The organism is Pseudomonas sp. GW822-FHT05A08 (assembly GCF_058800485.1).
On sequence record NZ_CM179511.1, the window covers coordinates 3,177,770 to 3,198,917 of the forward strand.

Annotated in this window: 24 protein-coding genes; 7 read left to right on the forward strand and 17 right to left on the reverse strand. The window is 64.5% G+C overall.

The window, feature by feature from the left end; translation table 11 throughout:
- Nucleotides 1-246: 246 nt before the first annotated feature.
- The 10 genes from AC3RCP_RS14360 to AC3RCP_RS14405 all read right to left on the reverse strand — a co-directional run bounded on the left by AC3RCP_RS14360 (nucleotide 247) and on the right by AC3RCP_RS14405 (nucleotide 7,994).
- Complete coding sequence (locus AC3RCP_RS14360; protein ID WP_007920982.1) at nucleotides 247-531, reverse strand: hypothetical protein; 285 nt, start codon at nucleotides 529-531, stop codon at nucleotides 247-249.
- Between the two features lie 437 nt (nucleotides 532-968).
- Nucleotides 969-2,126: a glutathionylspermidine synthase family protein gene (locus tag AC3RCP_RS14365; protein ID WP_492570132.1), complete on the reverse strand. Its 1,158-nt coding sequence runs from the start codon at nucleotides 2,124-2,126 to the stop codon at nucleotides 969-971.
- A gap of 11 nt (nucleotides 2,127-2,137) precedes the next feature.
- Nucleotides 2,138-2,854, reverse strand: a complete 717-nt coding sequence (locus tag AC3RCP_RS14370) for a DUF1190 domain-containing protein (protein WP_101337766.1) — start codon at nucleotides 2,852-2,854, stop codon at nucleotides 2,138-2,140.
- A gap of 20 nt (nucleotides 2,855-2,874) precedes the next feature.
- The gene (locus AC3RCP_RS14375) at nucleotides 2,875-3,303 is read right to left on the reverse strand and encodes a DUF350 domain-containing protein (RefSeq protein WP_009043573.1); all 429 of its coding nucleotides are present in this window, start codon (nucleotides 3,301-3,303) and stop codon (nucleotides 2,875-2,877) included.
- 15 nt (nucleotides 3,304-3,318) lie between these two features.
- Nucleotides 3,319-3,969 (reverse strand): DUF2491 family protein, encoded by a 651-nt coding sequence (locus AC3RCP_RS14380; RefSeq protein WP_053260903.1) that lies wholly within the window; start codon nucleotides 3,967-3,969, stop codon nucleotides 3,319-3,321.
- Complete coding sequence (locus AC3RCP_RS14385) at nucleotides 3,956-4,990, reverse strand: potassium channel family protein (protein ID WP_087092836.1); 1,035 nt, start codon at nucleotides 4,988-4,990, stop codon at nucleotides 3,956-3,958. Before AC3RCP_RS14385 ends, AC3RCP_RS14380 begins: the two co-directional genes overlap by 14 nt.
- A gap of 69 nt (nucleotides 4,991-5,059) precedes the next feature.
- A complete protein-coding gene (locus AC3RCP_RS14390) occupies nucleotides 5,060-5,626 on the reverse strand; it encodes a rhomboid family intramembrane serine protease (protein WP_492570135.1) in 567 nt (188 codons plus the stop codon).
- 194 nt (nucleotides 5,627-5,820) lie between these two features.
- Entirely contained in the window at nucleotides 5,821-6,522 is a 702-nt protein-coding gene (locus AC3RCP_RS14395; protein WP_053260905.1) for a PspA/IM30 family protein, read from the reverse strand.
- 26 nt (nucleotides 6,523-6,548) lie between these two features.
- Nucleotides 6,549-7,280, reverse strand: a complete 732-nt coding sequence (locus AC3RCP_RS14400; RefSeq protein ID WP_492570137.1) for a YjfI family protein — start codon at nucleotides 7,278-7,280, stop codon at nucleotides 6,549-6,551.
- Nucleotides 7,281-7,487: 207 nt separating this feature from the next.
- Nucleotides 7,488-7,994 (reverse strand): GNAT family N-acetyltransferase, encoded by a 507-nt coding sequence (locus tag AC3RCP_RS14405; RefSeq protein ID WP_492570139.1) that lies wholly within the window; start codon nucleotides 7,992-7,994, stop codon nucleotides 7,488-7,490.
- Nucleotides 7,995-8,221: 227 nt separating this feature from the next.
- Between AC3RCP_RS14405 and AC3RCP_RS14410 the strand changes: the two genes are divergently transcribed.
- A complete protein-coding gene (locus AC3RCP_RS14410) occupies nucleotides 8,222-8,809 on the forward strand; it encodes a LysE family translocator (protein ID WP_101337768.1) in 588 nt (195 codons plus the stop codon).
- 97 nt (nucleotides 8,810-8,906) lie between these two features.
- Here the strand turns inward: AC3RCP_RS14410 and AC3RCP_RS14415 are convergent, their stop codons facing one another.
- The 3 genes from AC3RCP_RS14415 to AC3RCP_RS14425 all read right to left on the reverse strand — a co-directional run bounded on the left by AC3RCP_RS14415 (nucleotide 8,907) and on the right by AC3RCP_RS14425 (nucleotide 11,322).
- Nucleotides 8,907-9,740, reverse strand: a complete 834-nt coding sequence (locus tag AC3RCP_RS14415) for an AraC family ligand binding domain-containing protein (protein ID WP_492570141.1) — start codon at nucleotides 9,738-9,740, stop codon at nucleotides 8,907-8,909.
- Nucleotides 9,741-9,779: 39 nt separating this feature from the next.
- Complete coding sequence (locus tag AC3RCP_RS14420) at nucleotides 9,780-10,283, reverse strand: VOC family protein (protein ID WP_492570143.1); 504 nt, start codon at nucleotides 10,281-10,283, stop codon at nucleotides 9,780-9,782.
- 124 nt (nucleotides 10,284-10,407) lie between these two features.
- A complete protein-coding gene (locus AC3RCP_RS14425; protein WP_492570144.1) occupies nucleotides 10,408-11,322 on the reverse strand; it encodes a LysR family transcriptional regulator in 915 nt (304 codons plus the stop codon).
- 110 nt (nucleotides 11,323-11,432) lie between these two features.
- Here AC3RCP_RS14425 and AC3RCP_RS14430 point away from each other — a divergent pair, with 110 nt between their 5' ends.
- The 5 genes from AC3RCP_RS14430 to AC3RCP_RS14450 all read left to right on the forward strand — a co-directional run bounded on the left by AC3RCP_RS14430 (nucleotide 11,433) and on the right by AC3RCP_RS14450 (nucleotide 16,374).
- The gene (locus AC3RCP_RS14430; protein ID WP_101337772.1) at nucleotides 11,433-12,278 is read left to right on the forward strand and encodes an oxidoreductase; all 846 of its coding nucleotides are present in this window, start codon (nucleotides 11,433-11,435) and stop codon (nucleotides 12,276-12,278) included.
- 189 nt (nucleotides 12,279-12,467) lie between these two features.
- Nucleotides 12,468-12,923, forward strand: a complete 456-nt coding sequence (locus tag AC3RCP_RS14435; RefSeq protein WP_101337773.1) for a (2Fe-2S)-binding protein — start codon at nucleotides 12,468-12,470, stop codon at nucleotides 12,921-12,923.
- A 23-nt stretch (nucleotides 12,924-12,946) separates the two neighbouring features.
- Nucleotides 12,947-15,094 carry a xanthine dehydrogenase family protein molybdopterin-binding subunit gene (locus AC3RCP_RS14440; RefSeq protein WP_492570146.1) on the forward strand — a complete coding sequence of 716 codons (2,148 nt, stop codon included), beginning with the start codon at nucleotides 12,947-12,949 and terminating at the stop codon, nucleotides 15,092-15,094.
- A 1-nt stretch (nucleotide 15,095) separates the two neighbouring features.
- The gene (locus AC3RCP_RS14445) at nucleotides 15,096-15,674 is read left to right on the forward strand and encodes a hypothetical protein (protein ID WP_492570148.1); all 579 of its coding nucleotides are present in this window, start codon (nucleotides 15,096-15,098) and stop codon (nucleotides 15,672-15,674) included.
- 91 nt (nucleotides 15,675-15,765) lie between these two features.
- Complete coding sequence (locus tag AC3RCP_RS14450) at nucleotides 15,766-16,374, forward strand: GGDEF domain-containing protein (RefSeq protein WP_492570150.1); 609 nt, start codon at nucleotides 15,766-15,768, stop codon at nucleotides 16,372-16,374.
- Between the two features lie 28 nt (nucleotides 16,375-16,402).
- Here AC3RCP_RS14450 and AC3RCP_RS14455 read toward each other — a convergent pair whose 3' ends face one another.
- Complete coding sequence (locus AC3RCP_RS14455) at nucleotides 16,403-16,873, reverse strand: MarR family winged helix-turn-helix transcriptional regulator (protein ID WP_087092849.1); 471 nt, start codon at nucleotides 16,871-16,873, stop codon at nucleotides 16,403-16,405.
- A 101-nt stretch (nucleotides 16,874-16,974) separates the two neighbouring features.
- Between AC3RCP_RS14455 and AC3RCP_RS14460 the strand changes: the two genes are divergently transcribed.
- The gene (locus AC3RCP_RS14460; RefSeq protein ID WP_007920961.1) at nucleotides 16,975-17,343 is read left to right on the forward strand and encodes an antibiotic biosynthesis monooxygenase family protein; all 369 of its coding nucleotides are present in this window, start codon (nucleotides 16,975-16,977) and stop codon (nucleotides 17,341-17,343) included.
- Between the two features lie 97 nt (nucleotides 17,344-17,440).
- Here the strand turns inward: AC3RCP_RS14460 and AC3RCP_RS14465 are convergent, their stop codons facing one another.
- The 3 genes from AC3RCP_RS14465 to AC3RCP_RS14475 are packed head-to-tail and all read right to left on the reverse strand — an operon-like array spanning nucleotide 17,441 to nucleotide 21,147.
- Entirely contained in the window at nucleotides 17,441-19,051 is a 1,611-nt protein-coding gene (locus AC3RCP_RS14465) for an ABC transporter ATP-binding protein (RefSeq protein ID WP_492570151.1), read from the reverse strand.
- A 1-nt stretch (nucleotide 19,052) separates the two neighbouring features.
- On the reverse strand, nucleotides 19,053-20,072 hold the full coding sequence (locus tag AC3RCP_RS14470; protein WP_101337778.1) for an ABC transporter permease: 1,020 nt from the start codon (nucleotides 20,070-20,072) through the stop codon (nucleotides 19,053-19,055).
- Nucleotide 20,073: 1 nt separating this feature from the next.
- The gene (locus AC3RCP_RS14475) at nucleotides 20,074-21,147 is read right to left on the reverse strand and encodes a microcin C ABC transporter permease YejB (protein ID WP_007920957.1); all 1,074 of its coding nucleotides are present in this window, start codon (nucleotides 21,145-21,147) and stop codon (nucleotides 20,074-20,076) included.
- Nucleotide 21,148: the final 1 nt, after the last annotated feature.

The window sequence follows — 21,148 nt, forward strand, 5'->3', positions numbered from 1 at the left end:
ACTCACCTATTCAAAGACGAGCGAACGTATGTCGAGCCGCAAGTAAGCGATCGATTCAGGTAGTTGCGTTTTATTGGTTTTAACGTTCGCCGCCTATTCAATGAACATGAACAGGCGACGAACCTACTACTGGCTTCGTCCATAACAATGACCACCAACTTTTAGTTGTAAGCAGGCAATAGAAAGTTTCCGAATTCCTTATTAGGGAAAACGTTAAGGAAGGACTTTAAAGTGCCTTCGGTTGAACTAGAAGTGCGAGTCCCGGGACAGGCTCAGCAGCAGGCCGGCCTGCATGAGGAGGCCGGCCAGGCTCCGACTCTGAGGGTCCTGGCTGTCGTCGAAACTCCAGCGTTGCTGGAGCCGGCAGGTGACCGGGCAGACGCGCCAGTTGGCCCGCGGCCGGGTTTGCGAGGAGGGGGTGGAATACAGGGTACCGACCCGGGAAACGGCTGCGCGCTCAGCGCAGGGCTTGACCCGCATGGTCGATGCAAAGGCGCGTACGCCGGGCATTACAGTGGATTTGAAGTTCATAACAGTTGCCTCGCGACCGGACTGGCTCCGGTGAAGGCAAGTTACGAAGGAGCGTCAAGCTCTAGCGCAGCTCACCCGACCGAAAAGTCGAGTCCCGTCATGTTCTGGGTTAAGTGCCCAGCCCTGCGCAAGCGCATCGACCAGACAGCGTCTAGATACTGTGTCCATTGGCTTCTTTTGTGAGTTGAAAAAAGGCCGGTTTGGCCGGCCCGCGCAATTTACTCAGGGCCACCTGTCAAGTCAAGATTAAATTGCCACGAATCATATGTTCGTTCAGCTTTAAGCAAGGTCTGTAGCGGAACTCAGATAAATGATGGGCAAGTTATATAAGGCAGTTCTGAATGACGGCCATAACAATGCTGGAGATAGTTATTGTGCTGTAGCCGTTGAGGAACAGGCCGAGGCGCATTGCGCGCCCCGGCGAATAGGGCGAATCGTCAGTCGAGGATCAGGTGCGGCAGGAAGCGGCTGGAGTCCTTGGTGATCAGGCTGTCGTCTTCACGCACGCCGATACCGGCGGCCTGGTCGCCGATGACCCAGGAGCCGATCAGGGTGTAGCTGTCGCCAAAGCGCGGCAGCGGGGCGAAGGACTGCAGGATGTAGGGCGCGTCGGTGTAGGGGCCGTCTTCCTTGACCACCTCGTCCTGCGGGGTGCGCAACTCGATGTTGGCGCCTTCGCGGGAAAAGAACGGCTTGCGCACCCAGCCCTTGGGCACCTCGCGTTGCGGGTGCGGGTCCAGGTGGGTTTCCAGCAGGTTCGGGTGGCCCGGGTGGGCTTCCCAGAGCAGCGGCAGGATGCCCTTGTTGGAGAGGATGGATTTCCACGCCGGCTCGAAGAACTGCGTGTCGCTGGCGGCGATCGCCGCGCCGAAGGGTTCGTGGAAGATGAACTCCCAGGCGTGCAGCTTGAACAGGTGCGGGATCCAGCGGTCCTGCAGATCGACGAAGCGGCCTTCGGCGGTGAGGCCGATGTCTTCCACGTCGATATGCCGCGACTCGATGCCGGCCTTTTCCGCGATCAGGCGCAGGTAGTCGGTGGTGGCGCGGTCCTCCACCGAATCCTTCATCGAGGCGAAATAGAACGGACGCTCGATCCCCAGCTGGGCGAAAGCCTGGTGCAGCCGGGTGTCGATGCTGTTGAACTGGTCGGCATGCCGCGGCAGCAGGCCGCGCTCGATGTTCTGCTCCAGCCAGCCCCATTGGAATGCCGCGGTTTCATAGAGGCTGGTGGGGGTGTCGTAGTTGAGCTCCAGCAGCTTGGCCGGGCCCTGGCCGCCGTAGGAAAAGTCCAGGCGGCCGTAGAGGTGCGGGTGACCGTCGAGCCATGAAGTGCGGATCATGTCGTAGAAGGCCGGCGGGATGCTCAGGCGATCGAGCAGGGCCTCGCTGCGCACCACCCGGTCCACCAGGTCCATGCACATCTCATGGATCTCGGTGGTCGGGTCTTCCAGGTCGTCCTCGATCTGCTTGAGGCTGAACTGGTAGTAGGCGCTTTCGTCCCAGTAGGCTTCGCCGTCGATGGTGTGGAACAGGAAGCCGAGTTTTTCCGCGGTCTGTCGCCAGTCCGGGCGTTCGTTGCAGGGGATCTTCTTCATGGCGCGCCTCCTTAGCTGCTCGAGCGTCCCGAACTCCAGCTCGAGGAGCTGGAGCCGCCCCAGCCGCTGCGGGCGCTGGCCTGGCTGCCGAAGCCGCCGCGGGAGGTGGAGGAGGACACGGACATCGGCCGGGTGGTGGTCCGCAAACCGCTGCCCGACTGCGCCTGGCGCGACTTGGAGAAGGTCGAGCCGCTGGCGATGCGCTGGTTGAGCGTCGAGTTGGCGTAGCTGCCGCGGTCGTCGCGATAGCGGTAGACCGGCTCGGAGTAATAGTTGCGGTTGCCGCCGCTGAGCAGGTTGCCGATCAGCAGGCCGGTGAGCAGGCCGCTGTCATTGCTGCTGAACGACGAGCTGCGGCCAGCCTCGGGGCTGACCCCGGCTGCCGCCAGCTGTTCGCGGGTGAAGGCGCCCTGGGCGTTGATTTCAAAGCCGCCGAGCTTGGGCACGAACTTGCCGCTGGAGTCCACCTGGCACCAGTTTTCGACGAAGTCGGCATCGCAGTCGGCCTGGTTGTCGTAGACCGGCGCCTGGGCGCGGTGCTCCGCCATGGCCTTGATATAGGCATCGGAGCAGACGTCCACGGCGATCTTGCCGTCCACGCATTCCTGCACCGACTGGAAGTTGAATTTCTGCTGGACCGCGAGGGTCTCCGGCTCCGAGTTGCAGCCCGAGATCGCCAGCGCCACCGAGGCGGCCAGGGAGAGCTGAACGTATTGGCTTCGTTTCATCGAGGGCTCCGTGCGGTCGATCAGTTCTGCGAAGGGGTCATGCAGGCGGCGTTGAGCAGGCCGACGCTGATGGCCACGGCGGCGACATAGATGCCGGCGGCGATTTCGCCGTTGCGGATGCGCTGCGACGTGCCCTTGAGCACCAGGCTGGTCATCAGGAACGCCAGCAGTTGCACCACGGCGGCGATCAGCGCCCAGACGGCGAAGTCCAGCAGGCTGATGGAGTAGGCGATGACGTTGCTCGCCGGGATGGCGAAACCGATGATGGCGCCGCCCAGGGCGATGGCGGCGGAGACGTTGCCCTCGCGGATCAGCTGGAACTCCTTGTGCGGCGTCAGGCGGGTGTAGACGAACTGGAACAGGGCGAACAGCACGGCCGCGCCGAGGATGTAGGTCAGGAAACCGACCACGGCGAATTTGTTCAGGGAGATGGAAAGGGCTTCAAGCATGGGTTCTGGTCCTTGTCAGAGGGTTTGCAGGTCGGTCATGTACAGGGAAATGCCCAGTGAGGTCACCAGGCTGACGCTGCCGTCGGCGTATTGCTCCACGGAAAACAGCAGGAACTCGCGGCGATTGGTCAGGCCGGTGTCGCGGGCATACAGCATCGAGTGGCTTTCGAAGGCGAAGGTCTCGTCCGGCTTGGACACCTGCTCGCGCAGCGGCACCAGCTCGGTCTGTCCGGCTTCGGTGCCCCATTCGCGCAGGTACTCGACGCCGTCGAGGCTGTAGGTGGGCTGGCCGATCAGGCTGTTCGGGCCGGCCAGGCGCCGCAGCTCGGCTTCGCTGTTGACGGCCTGGTTGCTCAGGTAGTTGAACAGGATGATCGATTTGACCTGGCCGTCGATGCCCCCGCTGGTGTGCACCTGCAGCCAGTAGTCTTCGTCGTCCAGGTAGTAGCGCGACAGCCATTCGGACTGGCCCAGGTCCACCAGGCCTTCGCTGTAGACCGCCTGGTCGCCGGGAATCGCCACGCGGCTGTTGTCGGCGAGCAGCAGTTTGAGGCTGGCATCGAAGCGGATGCCCGCGCCCATGCTCAGGCCCAGTGGGCCGGTGGCGAAACTCGAGCTTGTGGTGGCCGGGGCCTGGAGCCCCAGAAAGCGTTTAAACCATCCCATTGTCGATGTCCTTGAGGCGGCTGGAAGCGATGTAGAAGAGTTCGCCGCCCTGGATCCGCGTATCGCTGTGCGGGTTGATCTGCGGGTGTTGCGCGCCGCGGGCGCGGTAGCCGATCAGGGTGGCGTTGTAGCGTTCCTTGAGGTGTACGTAGAGCTCGGCGAAACGGCCTTCGTAAGTCTCGGGCAGACGCATGACGTATTGGGTGGCGCCCTGGCCGACGCACAGCAGTTCGTTGATCACCACCGAGGAGCCCGGGTCCTGGGAGGAGCGCACCAGCATCTCGATGGCCATGCTCGAGGTGCACTCCAGCTTGGGGGCGTAGGAGGCGGCCAGGGTGGCAATTTCGCTGTCGTTGAAGTGGGCGACCACGTGGCCGCTGGGGCGCAGCTGGTTGATCGCCAGCACGCTGGCCAGGGTCAGGTCGTCGGAGCTGGTGCGCACCAGCACCCGTTCGGCGCCGGGCACCCCGGCACGCAACAGCAGGGCCGCGGACGACAGGCTTTCGCCCTTGACGAAGGCGGCCTTGCCCTGCATCGGGTTCTCGTCGAGGCTGGCGTCGCAGATGACGATCAGGTTGTCGTTGGAGGTTTCGTCCTGCAGCAGCAATTCGATCACCCGCTCGCTGGACGCACCTTCCCAGCCGACCAGCACGGTATGCCCGGTCTTGCCGGTGAAGTCGCCTTTGCCTTTCATGCCTTTTCTCCATAGGTCCATAACGCTGCTGGTGGTCTTGCCGATGGCTGCGGTCAGCAGCGCGATGCCGCCGAGCATCACCCACACGGCGACGAACACCCGGCCGGCGGCGGATTGCGGCGACAGGTCGCCATAACCCACGGTCAGGGTGGTGGTGAAATAGAAATAGATGAAGGTCGCGGGCGCGGTGAGGTGCTGCTCGCCCAAGGCCACCAGGCCGAGATAGGAGGTCGCGGCATGCACGCCGAGCGCGATGGCCAGGCCCATCCAGCCGAAGCGCTGGAAGAAGGTGGCCGCGTATACCCGAAGCAAGATGAAAATCGACATCGAATCCCTGATTTCCTGATGAGCAGATCTATCCGTGATGCAGCGCGCCGTGCCCGGGCAAGGCATGGCTCATTGCCGCGCGGCATTAGACATCGGCTTGGCGCCGGATAAAAGCACTTTTGCTGCGATAAACCCCGCGAAGGCGCCAAAGATGTGCCCTTCGAAGGACACCCCGGCCCGTGGCAGGAACCCCAGGACCAGGCCGGAATACAGGAACATCGTCACCGTGGCGGCCAGCAGGCTGCTCCAGCTGCGCAGCAGCCAGGCGCGGGTGAGGATGTAGGCCCACAGGCCGAAGACCCAGGCGCTGGCGCCGACGTGGATGCCCCTGAAGCCGAACAGCCAGACCAGCGCGCCGCCGAGCAGGATGATGATCAGGCTGACCACCACGAAGCGCCGCTGGCCTTCGGCGATCACCATGGCGCCGAGGATCAGGAAGGGCACCAGGTTGGCGGTCAGGTGGGTAAAGGAGCCGTGGAGAAAGGGCGAGGCGAGTATCCCCGGCAAACCCTGCAGAGTGCGCGGGATCAGGCCGAAGATATTCAGGCTGTAGCCGCTCAGGCTGTTGAGCACCTGTACGGCGATCATTACCAGGGCCAGGCCCGCCAGGGTCTTGAAACCATTTGCAACGGCCATTGAGGCCCTCCCATAGGCCAGAAAAAGGGCACCGCGGATGTAGCCGCTGGCGAAGCCTGTGATCGGCTTGGGCGGCATTCCGACGCAGCAGACGCGAAACCTGAGTGCGCAGCCTCTCTGAAGTGCCGCGCCGCCTGGCCTTGCGACTGCTGCGCAGTCGTACGCAGCCTGCGGCAGCGGCTACAGGAGGGGGCTTACTCGGCCGACTTCTGTTTTTTCAGGCGCTCGAGGATGGCGTTGGCGCTGCCCTGGTCCGGCACGATGTTGGCTTCGCGCAGGCGGCGTTCCAGGTCGTTGCCGTTGCTCGCATCGGCCAGTTGCTCCTGGGCTTCCATTTCCGCCGCGCGCTGGTCTTGCTTGGCTTGCAGGCGGTTGAGGGTGTTGACCGCGGTTTCCAGCTTGCCGTTGGCGCCGCCGCTGGCGATCGAGGCACTGACCTGGGCTTTCTGCACGCTCTCCCGGGCCTTGGCCATGTCCACTTGCTGGCGCAGGCTGCGGATGCGCGCTTCGGCCTTGCCGATGTCCTTGCGCATATTCTCGGCGTAGGCGCCGAATTCGCTGGCTTGCTTCTGCTCCGCTTCCAGGCCGGTGGTCAGGGTCGAGATGGCTTCGGCGACTTCCAGGGCCAGGTCTTCGCGGTTGGCCTGCAGCGAGGCGAGGGCCTTGGATTCCAGGTCGGCGATCTTCGCGGTGAATTCGCTGACCCGCTCAGTGGACAGCTTGTGCTTGGCCATGATGGTGACCAGCTCGCGCTTGGCGTTGGACAGGGCGTTGTCGGCGTCGCGGATTTCCTGGTCGAGGATGCGCAGGGCCTGCTGGTCGGCGATGCTTTCGCCGACTTCGTTGGCGCCGCCGCGCAGGGCAGTGAACAGTTTGTTCCAGATGGACTGAGTCATGTAGGTGTACTCCGGATTCTCGGCAATCAGTTGAAGAAGCTTTCGAAGGCTTCGGTGGCGCGTTGGACGTTATCCACCAGGGTCTTGACCTCGGTCACCACGTTGGTCAGGTTCGAGCTGGCGCTCAGGGCGCCGAACATGTTGTAGACGGTCTGGCCGTTGGGCATGGACTCGATGCCGATCGAGGACAGGGGGAACATCTCCCGGCTGCGCAGCACCGCGTCATTGAAGCGGGCAACGTCGTTGATCGACTCCAGGTCCACCAGCACGGTGTCGACGATGATCTGCTCGCCGACCACCGCGATGTAGATCGGCAGGCCGCCGAAGTCGTGCATTTCCAGCTTGATGCTTGGCTCGGCGCCTTGAATCAGGCTCAGGCCGATTTCGTTCGAGGTCACTTCGTCCAGGGCCTGCAAGGCGCCGAAGAGGCGGTCGATGGTCCAGTTCTCACCTGCGATCATGTCATTCTCCAATACCGGTGCGCCGCCGATCAGGGGTTGGCGCAGCTTCTTCTCAATGTGCTTGAGCACGCTCCGGTTTTCCGGAAGTACCCAGGTTTCGTGTTTCACATAACCAGCGGCACTCAGGCCCGCGCGCATCTGCTTCATGTAGAAGCTCGACGGCTTCTTGGCGGAAGCCTTGCTGGGGGCCTTGTTGCTGGAGGCCTTACTGCTGGAAGGTTTCGAGCGCTCTCCTTGTCGACTCTCTGAGGAAGCCGGTAGGTCAGCAGGCTGCCTGGCCGGGACGGTCTTTTTCATGGGGTGACTCCGTTGTGCACGTATCACGCGTGAGAACATTACAGGGGATTTTGTTACGGCTCAATGACTCACGCGTGATATTTTTTTTAGCTCGGCGAAACAACGGTCGCAAGGCTCTGGAGTGGCATTTTGCGTTAATCAGCCGACTGCCGTGGCTCAGGGGGCATGCCGGTGCCTGGGTGCTGGGCGAGGCTTTTCGGGCCTCGATCATTGCCCGGGCGATGTCGGGGTGTGGAATTTATACAGGGTGCAGGGGTAGCCGTCTGCCGTGATTGGATGACAGCTGTAGGCGTCGCCGACGAGCGTGGGAATGACCCGGGCCCAGAAATCCCGGGCCGGCCGGTTGTCATCGATGTGGAGGATCTGCCAGTGCCCGGGCAGCTGTTCCAGCAGTCGCGTCACCACCTGCCGGCCGATGCCGCGACCGCGAAAGCGCCGGACCACGAAGAAGTAGGCGAGGTTGTACTGCACCTCGGCAAAGTGCACCTGCTCGTCGACGATGGCAAAGCCCGCCAGCTCGCCGTCGACCCGCAGCAGCCAGGGGCGGGTGCCGGGCTGGCGCCAGGATTCGGCCTGCGGCTGGATGGCGTACAGGCCGTGGCGGCCGAGCTTGATCGGCAGCCATTCGCTGAGTTCGTACAGGTAGAACTGCATCAGGTTTTCCAGGCATTCCAGCTCGTCGCGCTGGACCGGGTGCAGTTCGATCTGGCTCATGGTTCCAGGCTGCGCGCAGGTTCGTCGGGCGACGCAGCCTGGGCCGCGAAGTGGTGCGTGGCGCCAAGGCTGTAGCGCGGGCGGGCGCTGAGGGTGAGCGTGAAGGCGAGGGCATCGGGCATAGGATTCGTCCGTACGCGAGGGGGGTGTTTTTCTTCAATACAGGGGGCGGCCTGCGCACTTACCTTGGTCACCGGACTCTCCGATTGATTCTTTGAAGGTGTGTGATGAGCGTAGTGTTTTCCATGGCGGCCTTCGCGCTAGCCTCTTCGATTACCCCCGGCCCGGTCAATATCGTGGCCCTGAGTTCCGGCGCGCAGTTCGGCTTTCGCGCCAGCCTGCGGCATGTCGGTGGCGCGACCCTGGGTTTTGTCCTGCTGCTGGTGCTGATCGGCCTGGGCCTGCATGAGCTGTTGCGGCTGTGGCCGTTCCTCACCCGCGGCATCCAGCTGTTCGGGGTGGCCTTCCTGCTGTTCATGGCCTGGAAGCTGGCGATGGACGACGGCCGGCTGAACAGCGATGGCCAGGCCAAGGCGCCGTCGGCCTGGTATGGCGCGATCATGCAATGGCTCAACCCCAAGGCCTGGCTGGCCTGCGTCGCCGGCATGGGGGCCTTTGCCGCCAATGGCGAGGCGCTGCTGGTGTGGCAGTTCGCGTTGGTGTACTTCGTGATCTGCTACCTGTCGATTGCCTGCTGGGCCTACGCCGGGACGTTTTTGCGCCAGTACCTGAGCAACCCGAAGGGCATGCGCCTGTTCAACCGCAGCATGGCGGCGCTGCTGGCGGCGAGCGCGGTGTATCTGTTGTTGCCTTGAATCGGCGTTGGCTTTATCGCGAGCAAGCTCGCTCCTACAGAGATCGCGTCCTCTGTAGGAGCGAGCTTGCTCGCGATGAGGGCGTCAGGTCTGCCAATCACCCGCGATATTGCCCCGGCGTCGCCGCCAGGTGCTGCTTGAAGGCGCGCTGGAAATGCGCCTGGTCGGCGAAGCCGGCTTCCAGGGCCACATCGGCGATCGGCTCGCCGTCACGCAACCGGGACTGGGCGAACTGCACCCGCTGGTTGATCACGAAGGCGTGGGGCGTCATACCGTAATGCTGCTTGAAGGCGCGGATCAGGTAGGACGGCGACAGCTCGGCGGCCTGGCAGATTTCCTCGAGCTTCAGCGAACGGGTGCAGTGTTGGCGAATGTAGTCGGCGGCCCGTTGCAGTTTCTGGTTGCTCTCGCGCGGCGGTCGGCTTGCCGGGTTCAGGCGCTGCTGCAGGTCGCTGAAAAACGCGACTGCGGCGCTGTGCTTGTGCAGCGTCTCGGCCTGTTCGTCCACCAGCACCTCATACAAATGGTTGAGCCCGGCATAGAGTTCGGGGTCGTCGCTGTGGGGCGTGGAAAAGGCGCGAAAGCCCAGGTCCTGGCTGAAGCCGAGTTGATGCTGCAGATCGGTCAGCCAGGGGGTGTCGACATAGAGCATGAGATACGACCAGGGCTGGTCGTCGATAGGGTTGCAGGCGTGCACTTCGCCGGGGTTCATCAGCACCACGGTGCCGGCGCCGATGCGAAATTGCGCCTGCTCGTGCAGGTAGGTGCTGTGCCCGGCGGTGATGGCGCCGATGGAGAAATGCTCGTGGGCATGCCGGGCGTAACAGACCTTGCGCCCGTCGGCGATCGAGCGGGCCTCGATAAAGGGCAGCGCCGTATCGCGCCAGAACTGCGGGGCGGTATCGGGGCTGTGGCTCAAGCTCGGCTTCATCAAAGGCATCCCATCGGCAAGCGTCGGCCACCGAGTGTATTAGCTCTCGCCGGCGAAGGCTCGTTCCAGCGCGGAGATATCGAGTTTTTTCATCTGCAGCAGGGCCTGCATCACCCGCTGCGACTTGGCCGTGTCGGGGTCGGTCATCCAGTGGTTGAGCGCGCAAGGCACGATCTGCCAGGACAGCCCGAACTTGTCCTTGAGCCAGCCGCACTGCTGGGCCTCGGGCGCGCTGCCGTAGGACAGGGCGCTCCAGAAATGATCGATTTCGCCCTGGTTCTGGCAGTTGACCTGCAGCGAGACCGCTTCGTTGAACTGGAACACCGGGCCGCCGTTGAGGCCGGTGAAGGTCTGCCCGTCGAGCTCGAAGGACACGGTCATCACCGAGCCTTCGGGGCGGCCGTGGAACTCGAAGCCGGCCTTGCCGTAGTGGGTGAGGGCGGTGATGCGCGAGTGCTCGAAGATCGAACAGTAGAACTGGGCGGCGGCTTCGGCCTGGTGGTCGAACCACAGGCAGGGGGTGATGCGATGAATGTGCGACATGACGGTTCTCCTCGGCAGGTGGTTCACGCTTGAGCAAGCGTAGTCAGCCGATAGTCGTCCCGGGTTGCCGTAGATCGACAAAGCGCAGCCGGGCGAGGAGCGGTATCGAGCCCGCGCATCCGGGTCAGGATCGCCGCCCTTGCTCGGCTACCCAGGCGTTGGCCATGTCGATGAAGGCGCGCAGTTTTGGCTGGCTCTGGGTGCGGCTGGGAAAGTACAGATACAGGCCCGAGCTCAGCGGGACGAACGGTTGCAGCACAGACTCCAGGCGCCCGCTGGCCAGGTCGTCGGCCACCTCGAAGTCGCAGGCGTAGGCCAGCCCCTGTCCGCCCCGCGCCATGGCGACCAGCAAGTGCCGATCGTTGACTACCAGCGCCCCCTCGACGCCGACGGTGAAATCCCGCCCATTGCGCCGGAACTCCCAGCGATGGGTCGTGCCCGAGGTGAGGAAGCGAAAGCCGATGCCCTGGTGCCGGGTCAGTTCTTCCGGGGTCTGCGGCCTGCCGGCCCGGGCGAAGTAGTCCGGGGAGCCCACCACCGACCATTGCAGGTCCGGGGTCAGGCGCACGGCGACCATGTCCTTTTCGATCGACTCGCCCAGGCGCATACCGGCATCGAAGCCCTCGCTGACCAGGTCGACTGCGGCATCGTCCAGGGAAATCTCCAGCCTGACCTCGGGATAGGCCGCGCGATAGCGCGAGACCAGGGGTTCGATCAGCAGCTTGGCGGACAGCCGTGGCGCGGTCAGGCGCAAGGTGCCCATCGGCCGGTCGCGATAGCTGCCCAGCACCGCCAGGGCGTCGCCGATTTCACTGGCGGCCGGGCGCAGGCGGATGAACAGGCTGCTGCCGGCTTCCGTCAGGGCCACGCGGCGGGTGGTGCGCTGGAACAGCAGCACCCCGGTGCGCCGCTCCAGGGTCTTTACCGCATGGCTCACGGCGGTCGGGGTGACCCCCAGTTGGCTGGCGGCGAGGGTGAAGCTCTTGTGTTCGGCGACGGCGAGAAACTCGGTCAGGCCGTCGAAAGGGTCCTGGTTCATTGCAAGGCCATTATGAAAGAGAGGTTCATAGTGCTTGTAGCAAAAGGCCATTTTTCCAGCTAATGCGCTTGCGTACCTTGTGCTCTCCCACTTCTCGCAAGGTATCGATCATGACTTCGCAAACGACTTTCAAACGTGTCTGGCTGATCACCGGGGCTTCCCGTGGCATTGGCGCAAAAATCACTGCCGCGGCCCTGGCCCATGGCGATGCGGTGGTGGCCACCGCACGCAATGCCCAGTCGATCAGCGAGCGTTTCGGCGTGCAGCCGGGCCTGCTGGCGGCGCAGCTGGATGTCACCGACGAGGCCCAGGCCCGCGACGTGGCGCAGATGGCCGTCGAGCATTTCGGCCGGATCGATGTGCTGGTCAACAACGCCGGTTTCGGCCTGCTCGGCGCGGTGGAGGAGGCCAGCGGCGACGAGATCCGCCGGGTCTATGAAACCAACGTGTTCGGCCTGCTCAACGTCACCCGCGGGGTGCTGCCGCACATGCGCGCCGCCCGCAGCGGCCATGTGATCAATATCTCGTCGATCGGCGGCTATCAGTCGGGGCCGGGTTACGGCGTCTACTGTTCGACCAAGTTCGCCGTCGAAGGCTTGAGCGAGGCCCTGCACAGCGAGCTGGCGCCTTTGGGCGTGAAGGTCACGGTGGTCGAGCCGGGCTTTTTCCGCACCGATTTTCTCGATGGCAATTCGTTGCTGGAGTCGCCGGCCTCGATCGCCGACTACACCGCCACTGTTGGCCAGGTACGCCAGCAAGCCAAGGCCTATAACCAGCAGCAGCCGGGCGACCCGGACAAACTGGCGCAGGCGATGATCGCCCTGGTCGAAGCCAAGCAACCGCCGCTGCGCCTGCCCCTGGGCACCGACACCCTGGGCGCCATCGCGGCGAAGAACGCCTACGTCGAGCAGGAAACCGCGACCTGGCGGGCGCTGTCGGCCTCCACCGATTTCTGATGCTGCGCTCATGGCCTGGCCGCCCCGTCCAGGGCGGTTGGGCGTGACCGGTGGTCGCAGAATCCCGCCTGTTCGGCAAACTGCGCTTAGCTGTATGGAAAACCTCGCGGCGCGCGTAGGCCTTCGGCCACAGCGACGCCGCTCCAGGATCCCGTGAATCCTGTCCCCCCTCGGCCTGAGGAGTTGCGCATGTTGACACTCAATATCAATGGCAAGGACCAGCAGCTCGAGGTGCCCGCGGACATGCCGCTGCTCTGGGTGCTGCGCGATGTGGCGCACCTTACCGGTACCAAGTTCGGCTGCGGCATGGCGCAATGCGGCGCCTGCACCGTGCATGTCGACGGCGCGCCGCTGCGTTCCTGCGTGACCCCGACCGCGACAGTGGCCAACGGGCAGAAAATCCTCACCATCGAAGGCCTGTCGGCGGACGGCTCGCACCCGGTGCAGCGGGCCTGGGCCGAGCTGGACGTGGTGCAGTGCGGTTACTGCCAGTCCGGGCAGATCATGTCGGCCGCGGCCTTGCTGGCGAAGATCCCGTCGCCCACCGACAGCGATATCGACCAGGCGTTGTCCGGCAATATCTGCCGCTGCGGCACCTACCCAAGGATCCGCGCGGCGGTCAAACGCGCCGCCGAAATCGGCTGAGTCGGCATTAAGAGGGGCAAGGCATGATCACTGCGTCGCGTCGTGGATTTCTCAAAGGGGGCGCGCTGCTCGGCGGCGGGCTGGTGGTGGCGTTCGTCATCCCTGGGGCCAATCGTTTTGCCCGGGCGGCGAGCGAAGAATTCGTGCCCAATGCGTTCTTGCGCATCGCTCCGGACGGCATGGTCACCGTGGTGCTCGGCCATTCGGAAATGGGCCAGGGCATCTGGACCGGGCTGTCGATGCTGATCGCCGAGGAGCTGGATGCCGACTGGTCGAAGATTCGCGTCGAGCACGCGCCGGCCGCTGCGGTGTATGGCTTGCCGGCGTTCGGCGGGATGCAGATCACCGGCGGCTCGACCTCGACCTGGATGGAGTTCGACCGCTATCGCCAGGCCGGCGCCGCGGCCCGGCAGATGCTGATCGAGGCGGCGGCCAAGCGCCTGCAGGTGGCGCCCTCGACCCTGCACACCGAGCAGGGCTGGGTGGTGGCCGGCGACCAGCGCCTGAGCTACGGCGACCTGGCCAACGACGCCGGGCAGCTACCGGTGCCGGAGCCGGCCTCGTTGCGCTTGAAGGAGGCCAAGGACTGGCGGCTGATCGGCAAGCCGACCCAGCGCCTGGACACCCCGGAGAAAATCACCGGCCGCGCGCAATTCGGCATGGACATGTATTTCGACGGCCTGCTGACCGCCGTGGTCCTGCGTTCGCCGGTGTTCGGCGGCACGCTCAAGTCGTTCGATCCCCAGGCGGCGCTGGCGGTGCCCGGGGTGATCAAGGTGCTCCAGGTGCCCACGGGCGTGGCGGTGGTCGCCGAGCATTACTGGGCGGCCAAGCAGGGGCGCGATGCGCTCAAGGCCGAATGGGACCTGGGGCCGAACGCCAACATGAGCAGCGAAAGCCTGATGCAGAGCTTTCGCAAACTGGCGCTGACCCCCGGGACCAAGGCCGCCGAGGCCGGCGATGCGGCCGGGACCATGGCCAAGGCGACGCAGGTGATCAAGGCCGAATACAGCGTGCCGTACCTGGCCCATGCGCCGATGGAGCCGCTCAACTGCACGGTGCGCATCGGCGCCGACAAGTGCGAGATCTGGACCGGCACCCAGTTCCAGACCCTGGACCAGATGGTCGCGTCGAAGATCACCGGGCTCAAGCCGGAACAGGTACAGATCCACACGCAATTTTTGGGTGGCGGTTTCGGCCGCCGGGCCAACCCGACCTCGGACTTCGTCAGCGAAGCGGTGGAGGTGGCCAAGGCTGCCGCCGCCCCGGTGAAAACCGTCTGGTCGCGGGAAGACGACGTGCGCGGCGGCTACTTCCGTTCGGCCTTCCTGCATCAGGCGCAGGTCGGCCTGGACGCCCAGGGCCTGCCGCTGGCCTGGCAGCATGTTCTGGTGGGGCAGTCGATCATGGCCGGCACCTCGTTCGAGGCCAGCTTCGTCAAGAACGGCATCGACAACACCTCGGTCGAGGGCCTGGCGGACGGGCCTTACCTGAAGGGCACGCCGAACCACCGGGTCGACCTGCATTCGCCGATGACCGGCATCACCGTGCTGTGGATGCGCTCCGTGGGCCATACCCACACCGCGTTCGTCGTCGAATCGTTGATCGACGAGATGGCCGCCGCGGTGGGCAAGGACCCGGTGGAATACCGCCGCACCCTGCTCAAGGATCACCCACGGCATCTGGGCGTGCTCAACCTGGCGGTGGAGAAGGCCGGCTGGGGCAAGCCCGTGCCCAATGGCCATGCCTTGGGCGTCGCGGTGCATGAGTCCTTCGGCAGCTATGTGGCGCAGGTGGCCGAGGTGTCCCAGGAGGCCGAGCGGATTCGCGTGCACCGCGTGGTCTGTGCGGTGGATTGCGGTATCGCGGTGAACCCGCAAAGCATCGTCGCGCAGATGGAGTCGGGCATCACCTTCGGCCTGGGCATGGCCCTGCACAGTCGCATTTCCTTCAAGGACGGCCGGGTGGTGCAGTCCAACTATCACGACTTCCAGGTGTTGCGCCTGAACGAGATGCCTGCGGTCGAGGTGCACATAGTCGCCAGCAGCGAGAAACCCGGCGGTATCGGCGAGGCAGGCGTGCCGCCCACGACGCCGGCGGTGGCCAACGCGGTGTTCGCCCTGACCGGCCAGCGCCTGCGCGAGTTGCCGCTGCAACTGGCGGGGGTGTGAGATGAAACGCCACCTGTTCCTCGGTTCGTTGATCCTGGTCGGCCTGGGCGGTTATGCCTCGGACCTGTTCGCCGCCGATGAACCGGCGCTGGCGGCGTTCGCGACGGTGCAGAAGGTATTCCAGAGCCCGCGCTGCCAGAATTGCCATATTCCCGGGGATGCGCCCTTACAGTTCGACGCCGGCACGCCCCACGCCATGGCCGTGGTCCGTGGCCTGGACGGCAAGGGCGCGGCGGGGCTGCCGTGCTCTACTTGTCATGGCGCAAGCAACCCGCCGGCCAGCTATGGCCCGCACATGCCACCGGGGGCGCCGCACTGGAGCCTGCCGCCGGCGGCGCACAAGATGGCCTGGATCGGCTTGCCGGCCGACCGCCTGTGCCAGGTGATCAAGGACAAGGCCAGCAACGGCGATCGCGACTTTGCCGCGCTGATCAAGCATGTCAGCGAAGACAAGCTGGTGCTCTGGGGCTGGAACCCCGGTGGCAACCGCGCGCCGGTACCGGTGCCCCATGACGTGTTCGTCAGCCAGTTCAAGCTCTGGGCCGAGGCGGGCGGACCCTGCCCGGCGGTCGGAAGTTGACGCCAGGGGCCCCCAGCGAGGGCTGGTTGCGGGGCAGTCGCAGGCCTCGGCAACTAAGCTCTATAGGTGATACCCGCCAATGGAGTGTGCGATGTTTTCCCCAGACAAGCCTGTCCAGGCACCGAACCCGGTGCCAGCCCCGGAGGCGGACGACCCGTCCCGGCAACTGTTGCGCGATCAGAACCGTCGGGCCGAGCAGGAGCTGGCCGCGGTGCAGGTAGCCAACCTCGATAAACTGACCCTGCTGCCCAACTCGCACGGCTTTGCGGTGCTGGCCGGCGATGCGCTGCAGGCCTGCAAGGACCTGAACTGCCCGGCGACCTTGCTGCTGTTCGATCTTGACGATATCTACCGTATCGCCCGCGCTTACGGGTCGGAAGAAGGCGAGGCGGCGCTCAAGACCTTCGCCGACGGCCTGCGCATCGCCTTTCGCGAAAGCGACGTGGTCGGGCATCTGGAGTACCAGCGTTTCGCGGTGCTGCTGACCGGCTCGGAACGGATGGAAAAGCTGGCGATCATCACCCGCCTGCAGGCCATCCTCGACGAGCGCACCGCCACCCAGCAGTGCATTTACGACATCTGCTTCAGCATCGGCCAGATCGAGTTCGATCCGGCCCGGCCGGTCGATGTGGAAACCTTGCTGGCGGACGCCGACCAGACCATGAGCAGACCGGGCCGCGGGCCGCTGTTCAAGGCGTGAATGTTGGGCCGAGACGCAATACGGCGGGTTATTGCTCGGTGCCAGCCTGCCCTTGGAGCCTGTTTCGCAACTCGGTGATCACGCGCAGGGCCGTTTGAATGTCTTCAACTTCAAGTCCGGCCGACAAATCGTTGACCAGCGGGGTGTACAGGCGGATGGCCTCATTGAAGGCTGCCGTACCCTTGTCTGTCAGCGTCACGAGCTGCGCGCGCCGGTGATGCGGGTTGGGCTGGAAGGTCACCAGTCCTTCCTTCTCCAGATCGTTGACGATGCGCTGGACATTCTGTCGGTTGGCCTCCAGGTCCCGAGCGAGCCAGGCGACCGGCTGCGGGCGCTCTGCCGCCACGATCGCGCCCAGAATCTGCCAGCGGGCGCTGGTCAGCCCGAGGGGGGCGACTATCCGGTCGCCCCAGGCCAGCGTCAGGTTGCTGGCCCGGAACATACTCAGAATGAAGTCGGTCAGGGCAGCCCCGGCGGGGGTGGGTTCAGGTTCGTGCATAACGTCGTTATCCAGACAAAATGATTCTTCAGGGATATTGACATCATGATGTCAATATAGCAATTTGATTGCGAATTCAGCCCTCACACCTGGAGCCTGCCATGTCTCTCATTCGCCCTATGGACCCCGCCTTTCCGATCGATCGCCAGATTACGCTCGAAGCCGCGCCGGTCATCCTGATCAACGTCTTCACCCTGGACCAGGCCGACGAGCCGACCTTCCTGCAGGCCTGGCAAGACGATGCCAGTTTTATGAAGCAACAGCCGGGGTTCATTTCCACCCAGCTGCATCGCGCCATCGGCGAAAGCCCGACCTATCTCAATTACGCGGTCTGGGAGTCCAACGCGCATTTCCGGGCGGCCTTCGTGCATCCGGAGTTCAGGGCCAAGCTTTCGCACTATCCGTCCTCGGCGGTCGCTTCCCCGCATCTGTTCCAGAAGGTCGCGGTACCGGGCATCTGCGTCGCCTAGGCAGCCGATACCTGGCCCAGGTGGTTGCGGCCTTGAGGTGCCTGCCGGTCACTGCTGCATCCGCGCTCGCCGGCCGGTACAGCAGGCCAGCGAGCGCTCATGCCTCGCTGGCCGGCACCAGGAACGCGGCCTCCAGCAACTGCCGGGTGTAGGGATGCTGCGGCGCGGCGAAGATATCTTGCGCGTCGCCCTGTTCCACCACCTGGCCATGCTTGACCACCATCAACTGGTGGCTCAGGGCCTTGACCACCGCCAGGTCGTGACTGATGAACAGGTAGGTCAGGTTGTACTTGGCCTGCAGCTTGCGTAGCAGCTCCACCACCTGGCGCTGCACGGTGCGGTCGAGGGCCGAGGTCGGCTCATCCAGCAGGATCAGCGCCGGCTTGAGCACCAGGGCGCGGGCGATGGCGATGCGCTGGCGCTGGCCGCCGGAGAACTCGTGGGGGTAGCGGTGCCGGGTTTCCGGATCCAGCCCCACTTCCTTGAGCGCTTCGATGATTGCCTGTTCCTGCTCGGCGGCGCTGCCGATCTTGTGGATGCGCAGGCCTTCGCCGACGATCTGGCTCACGCACATGCGCGGGCTGAGGCTGCCAAAGGGGTCCTGGAATACCACCTGCATCTCCCGGCGCAACGGCCGCACCTGCTGCTGCGACAGGCCGTCCAGTTGCTGGCCTTCGAAGCGGATAGCGCCCTTGCTGGCGATCAGGCGCAGGATTGCCAGGCCCAGGGTGGATTTGCCCGAGCCGCTTTCGCCGACGATGCCCAGGGTCTGGCCCTGGGGCAGGCTGAAGTTGATGCCGTCCACCGCCTTCACATGGTCGACGGTGTGGCGCAGCAGGCCTTTTTTGATCGGGAACCAGACCTTCAGGTCCTCGACCTGCAACAGCGGCGGGCCGACCACATTGCTCGCCGGCTTGCCGCTGGGCTCGGCCGCCAGCAGTTCGCGGGTGTAGGGATGCTGCGGCGCGCGGAACAGCTCTTCGCAGGACGCCTGTTCGACGATGCAGCCGCGCTGCATCACGCAGACGCGGTGAGCGATGCGCCGGACCAGGTTGAGGTCGTGGCTGATCAGCAGCAAGGCCATGCCCAGGCGCGCTTGCAGCTCCTTGAGCAGTTCGAGGATTTTCAGTTGCACGGTGACGTCGAGGGCGGTGGTCGGCTCGTCGGCGATCAGCAGTTCCGGTTCGTTGGCCAGGGCCATGGCGATCATCACCCGTTGCCGCTGGCCGCCGGACAGCTCGTGGGGCAGGGCCTTGAGGCGCTTGTGCGGCTCGGGGATGCCCACCAGTTCCAGCAGCTCCAGGGTGCGCCGGGTGGCGACCTTGCCGATCAGGCCCTTGTGCAGGCCCAGCACCTCGTTGATCTGCTTCTCGATGCTGTGCAGCGGGTTGAGCGAGGTCATCGGCTCCTGGAAGATCATGGCGATGCGGTTGCCGCGAATATGGCGGATGGTTTTTTCTTTCTGGGTCAGCAAATCCTGGCCGGCGTACTGGATGGTCCCGGACGGATGGCGGGCCAGCGGGTAGGGCAAGAGGCGCAGGATCGAGTGCGCGGTCACCGACTTGCCGGAACCGCTTTCGCCCACCAGGGCCAGGGTTTCGCCGCGCTTGATATCGAAGCTGATGCCCTCGACCACCCGTTGCGTGTGGGCGCCGACGCCAAATTCGACGGCGAGGTCGCGGACTTCGATCAGATTGTCCTGATTCATCTCATTTCCTCGGGTCGAAGGCATCGCGAGCGGACTCGCCGATAAATACCAGCAGGCTCAACATGATCGCCAGCACGGCAAAGGCGCTGATGCCCAGCCACGGCGCTTGCAGGTTGGATTTGCCCTGGGCCACCAGTTCGCCCAGGGACGGCGCGCCGGGGGGCAGGCCGAAACCGAGGAAGTCGAGGGCGGTCAGGGTGCCGATGGCGCCGGTGAGGATGAACGGCATGAAGGTCATGGTCGAGACCATGGCGTTGGGCAGGATATGGCGGAACATGATCGCGCCGTTCTGCATGCCCAGGGCGCGGGCGGCGCGCACGTATTCCAGGTTGCGCCCGCGCAGGAACTCGGCGCGCACCACGTCCACCAGGCTCATCCAGGAGAACAGCAGCATGATCCCCAGCAGCCACCAGAAGTTCGGCTGCACGAAGCTGGCGAGGATGATCAGCAGGTAGAGCACCGGCAGCCCGGACCAGATCTCCAGGAAGCGCTGCCCGGCCAGGTCGACCCAGCCGCCATAGAAGCCCTGCAGCGCCCCGGCGATGACGCCGATGATCGAACTGAGCACGGTCAGGGTCAGGGCGAACAGCACCGAGACCCGGAAGCCGTAGATCACTCGCGCCAGCACATCGCGGCCCTGGTCGTCGGTGCCCAGCAGGTTGTCCGCCGAGGGCGGCGCGGGGGCCGGGACTTTCAGGTCGTAGTTGATGCTCTGGTAGCTGAACGGGATCGGCGCCCACAGCACCCAGGCGTCCTTGGCCGCCAGCAGTTCGCGGATATATGGGCTCTTGTAGTTGGCCTCCAGCGGGAACTCGCCGCCGAAGGTGGTTTCCGGGTAGCGCTTGAGCGCCGGGAAGTACCAGCCGTCGTCATAGTGCACCACCAGCGGCTTGTCGTTGGCGATCAGCTCGGCGCCCAGGCTCAGGCCGAACAGCACCAGGAACAGCCACAGCGACCACCAGCCGCGCTTGTTGGCCTTGAACAGTTCGAAGCGCCGGCGATTGAGGGGGGACAGGTTCATCTCAATGCTCCCGGCTTTCGAAGTCGATGCGTGGGTCGACCAGGGTGTAGGTCAGGTCGCCGATCAGTTTCACCACCAGCCCCAGCAGGGTGAAGATGAACAGGGTGCCGAACACCACCGGGTAATCGCGGTTGATCGCCGCCTCGAAGCTCATCAGGCCCAGGCCGTCGAGGGAGAAGATCACCTCCACCAGCAAGGAGCCGGTAAAGAAGATGCCGATGAAGGCCGAGGGGAAACCGGCGATCACCAACAGCATGGCGTTGCGGAACACATGGCCGTACAGCACGCGGCGTCTGGTCAGGCCCTTGGCCCGGGCGGTGACCACGTACTGCTTGTTGATCTCGTCGAGGAAGCTGTTCTTGGTCAGCAGGGTCATGGTGGCGAAGTTGCCGATCACCAGGGCGGTCACTGGCAGCGCCAGGTGCCAGAAGTAGTCGAGGATCTTGCCGCCCCAGCTCAGCTGGTCGAAGTTGTTCGAGGTCAGGCCGCGCAGCGGGAACCAGTCGAAATAACTGCCGCCGGCGAACATCACGATCAGCAGGATGGCGAACAGGAACGCCGGGATCGCGTAGCCGACGATGATCGCCGAGCTGGTCCAGACGTCGAAGTGGCTGCCGTGGCGGGTGGCCTTGGCGATCCCCAGGGGGATCGACACCAGGTACATGATCAGGGTGCTCCACAGCCCCAGGGAGATCGACACCGGGAGCTTTTCGCGGATCAGGTCGACCACCTTGGCGTCGCGAAAGAAGCTGTCGCCGAAATCCAGGGTCGCGTAGTTCTTGATCATGATCCACAGGCGTTCCGGCGCCGACTTGTCGAAGCCGTACATCTTCTCGATTTCCTTGACCAGGGCCGGGTCCAGGCCCTGGGCCCCGCGGTAGCTGGACCCGGCCACCGAGACTTCGGCGCCGCCGCCGGCGATCCGGCTGGTGGCGCCTTCGAAACCCTCGAGCTTGGCGATCATCTGTTCCACCGGGCCGCCGGGCGCGGCCTGGATGATCACGAAGTTGATCAGCAGGATGCCGAACAGGGTAGGGATGATCAGCAGCAGGCGTCGCAGAATGTAAGCCAGCATC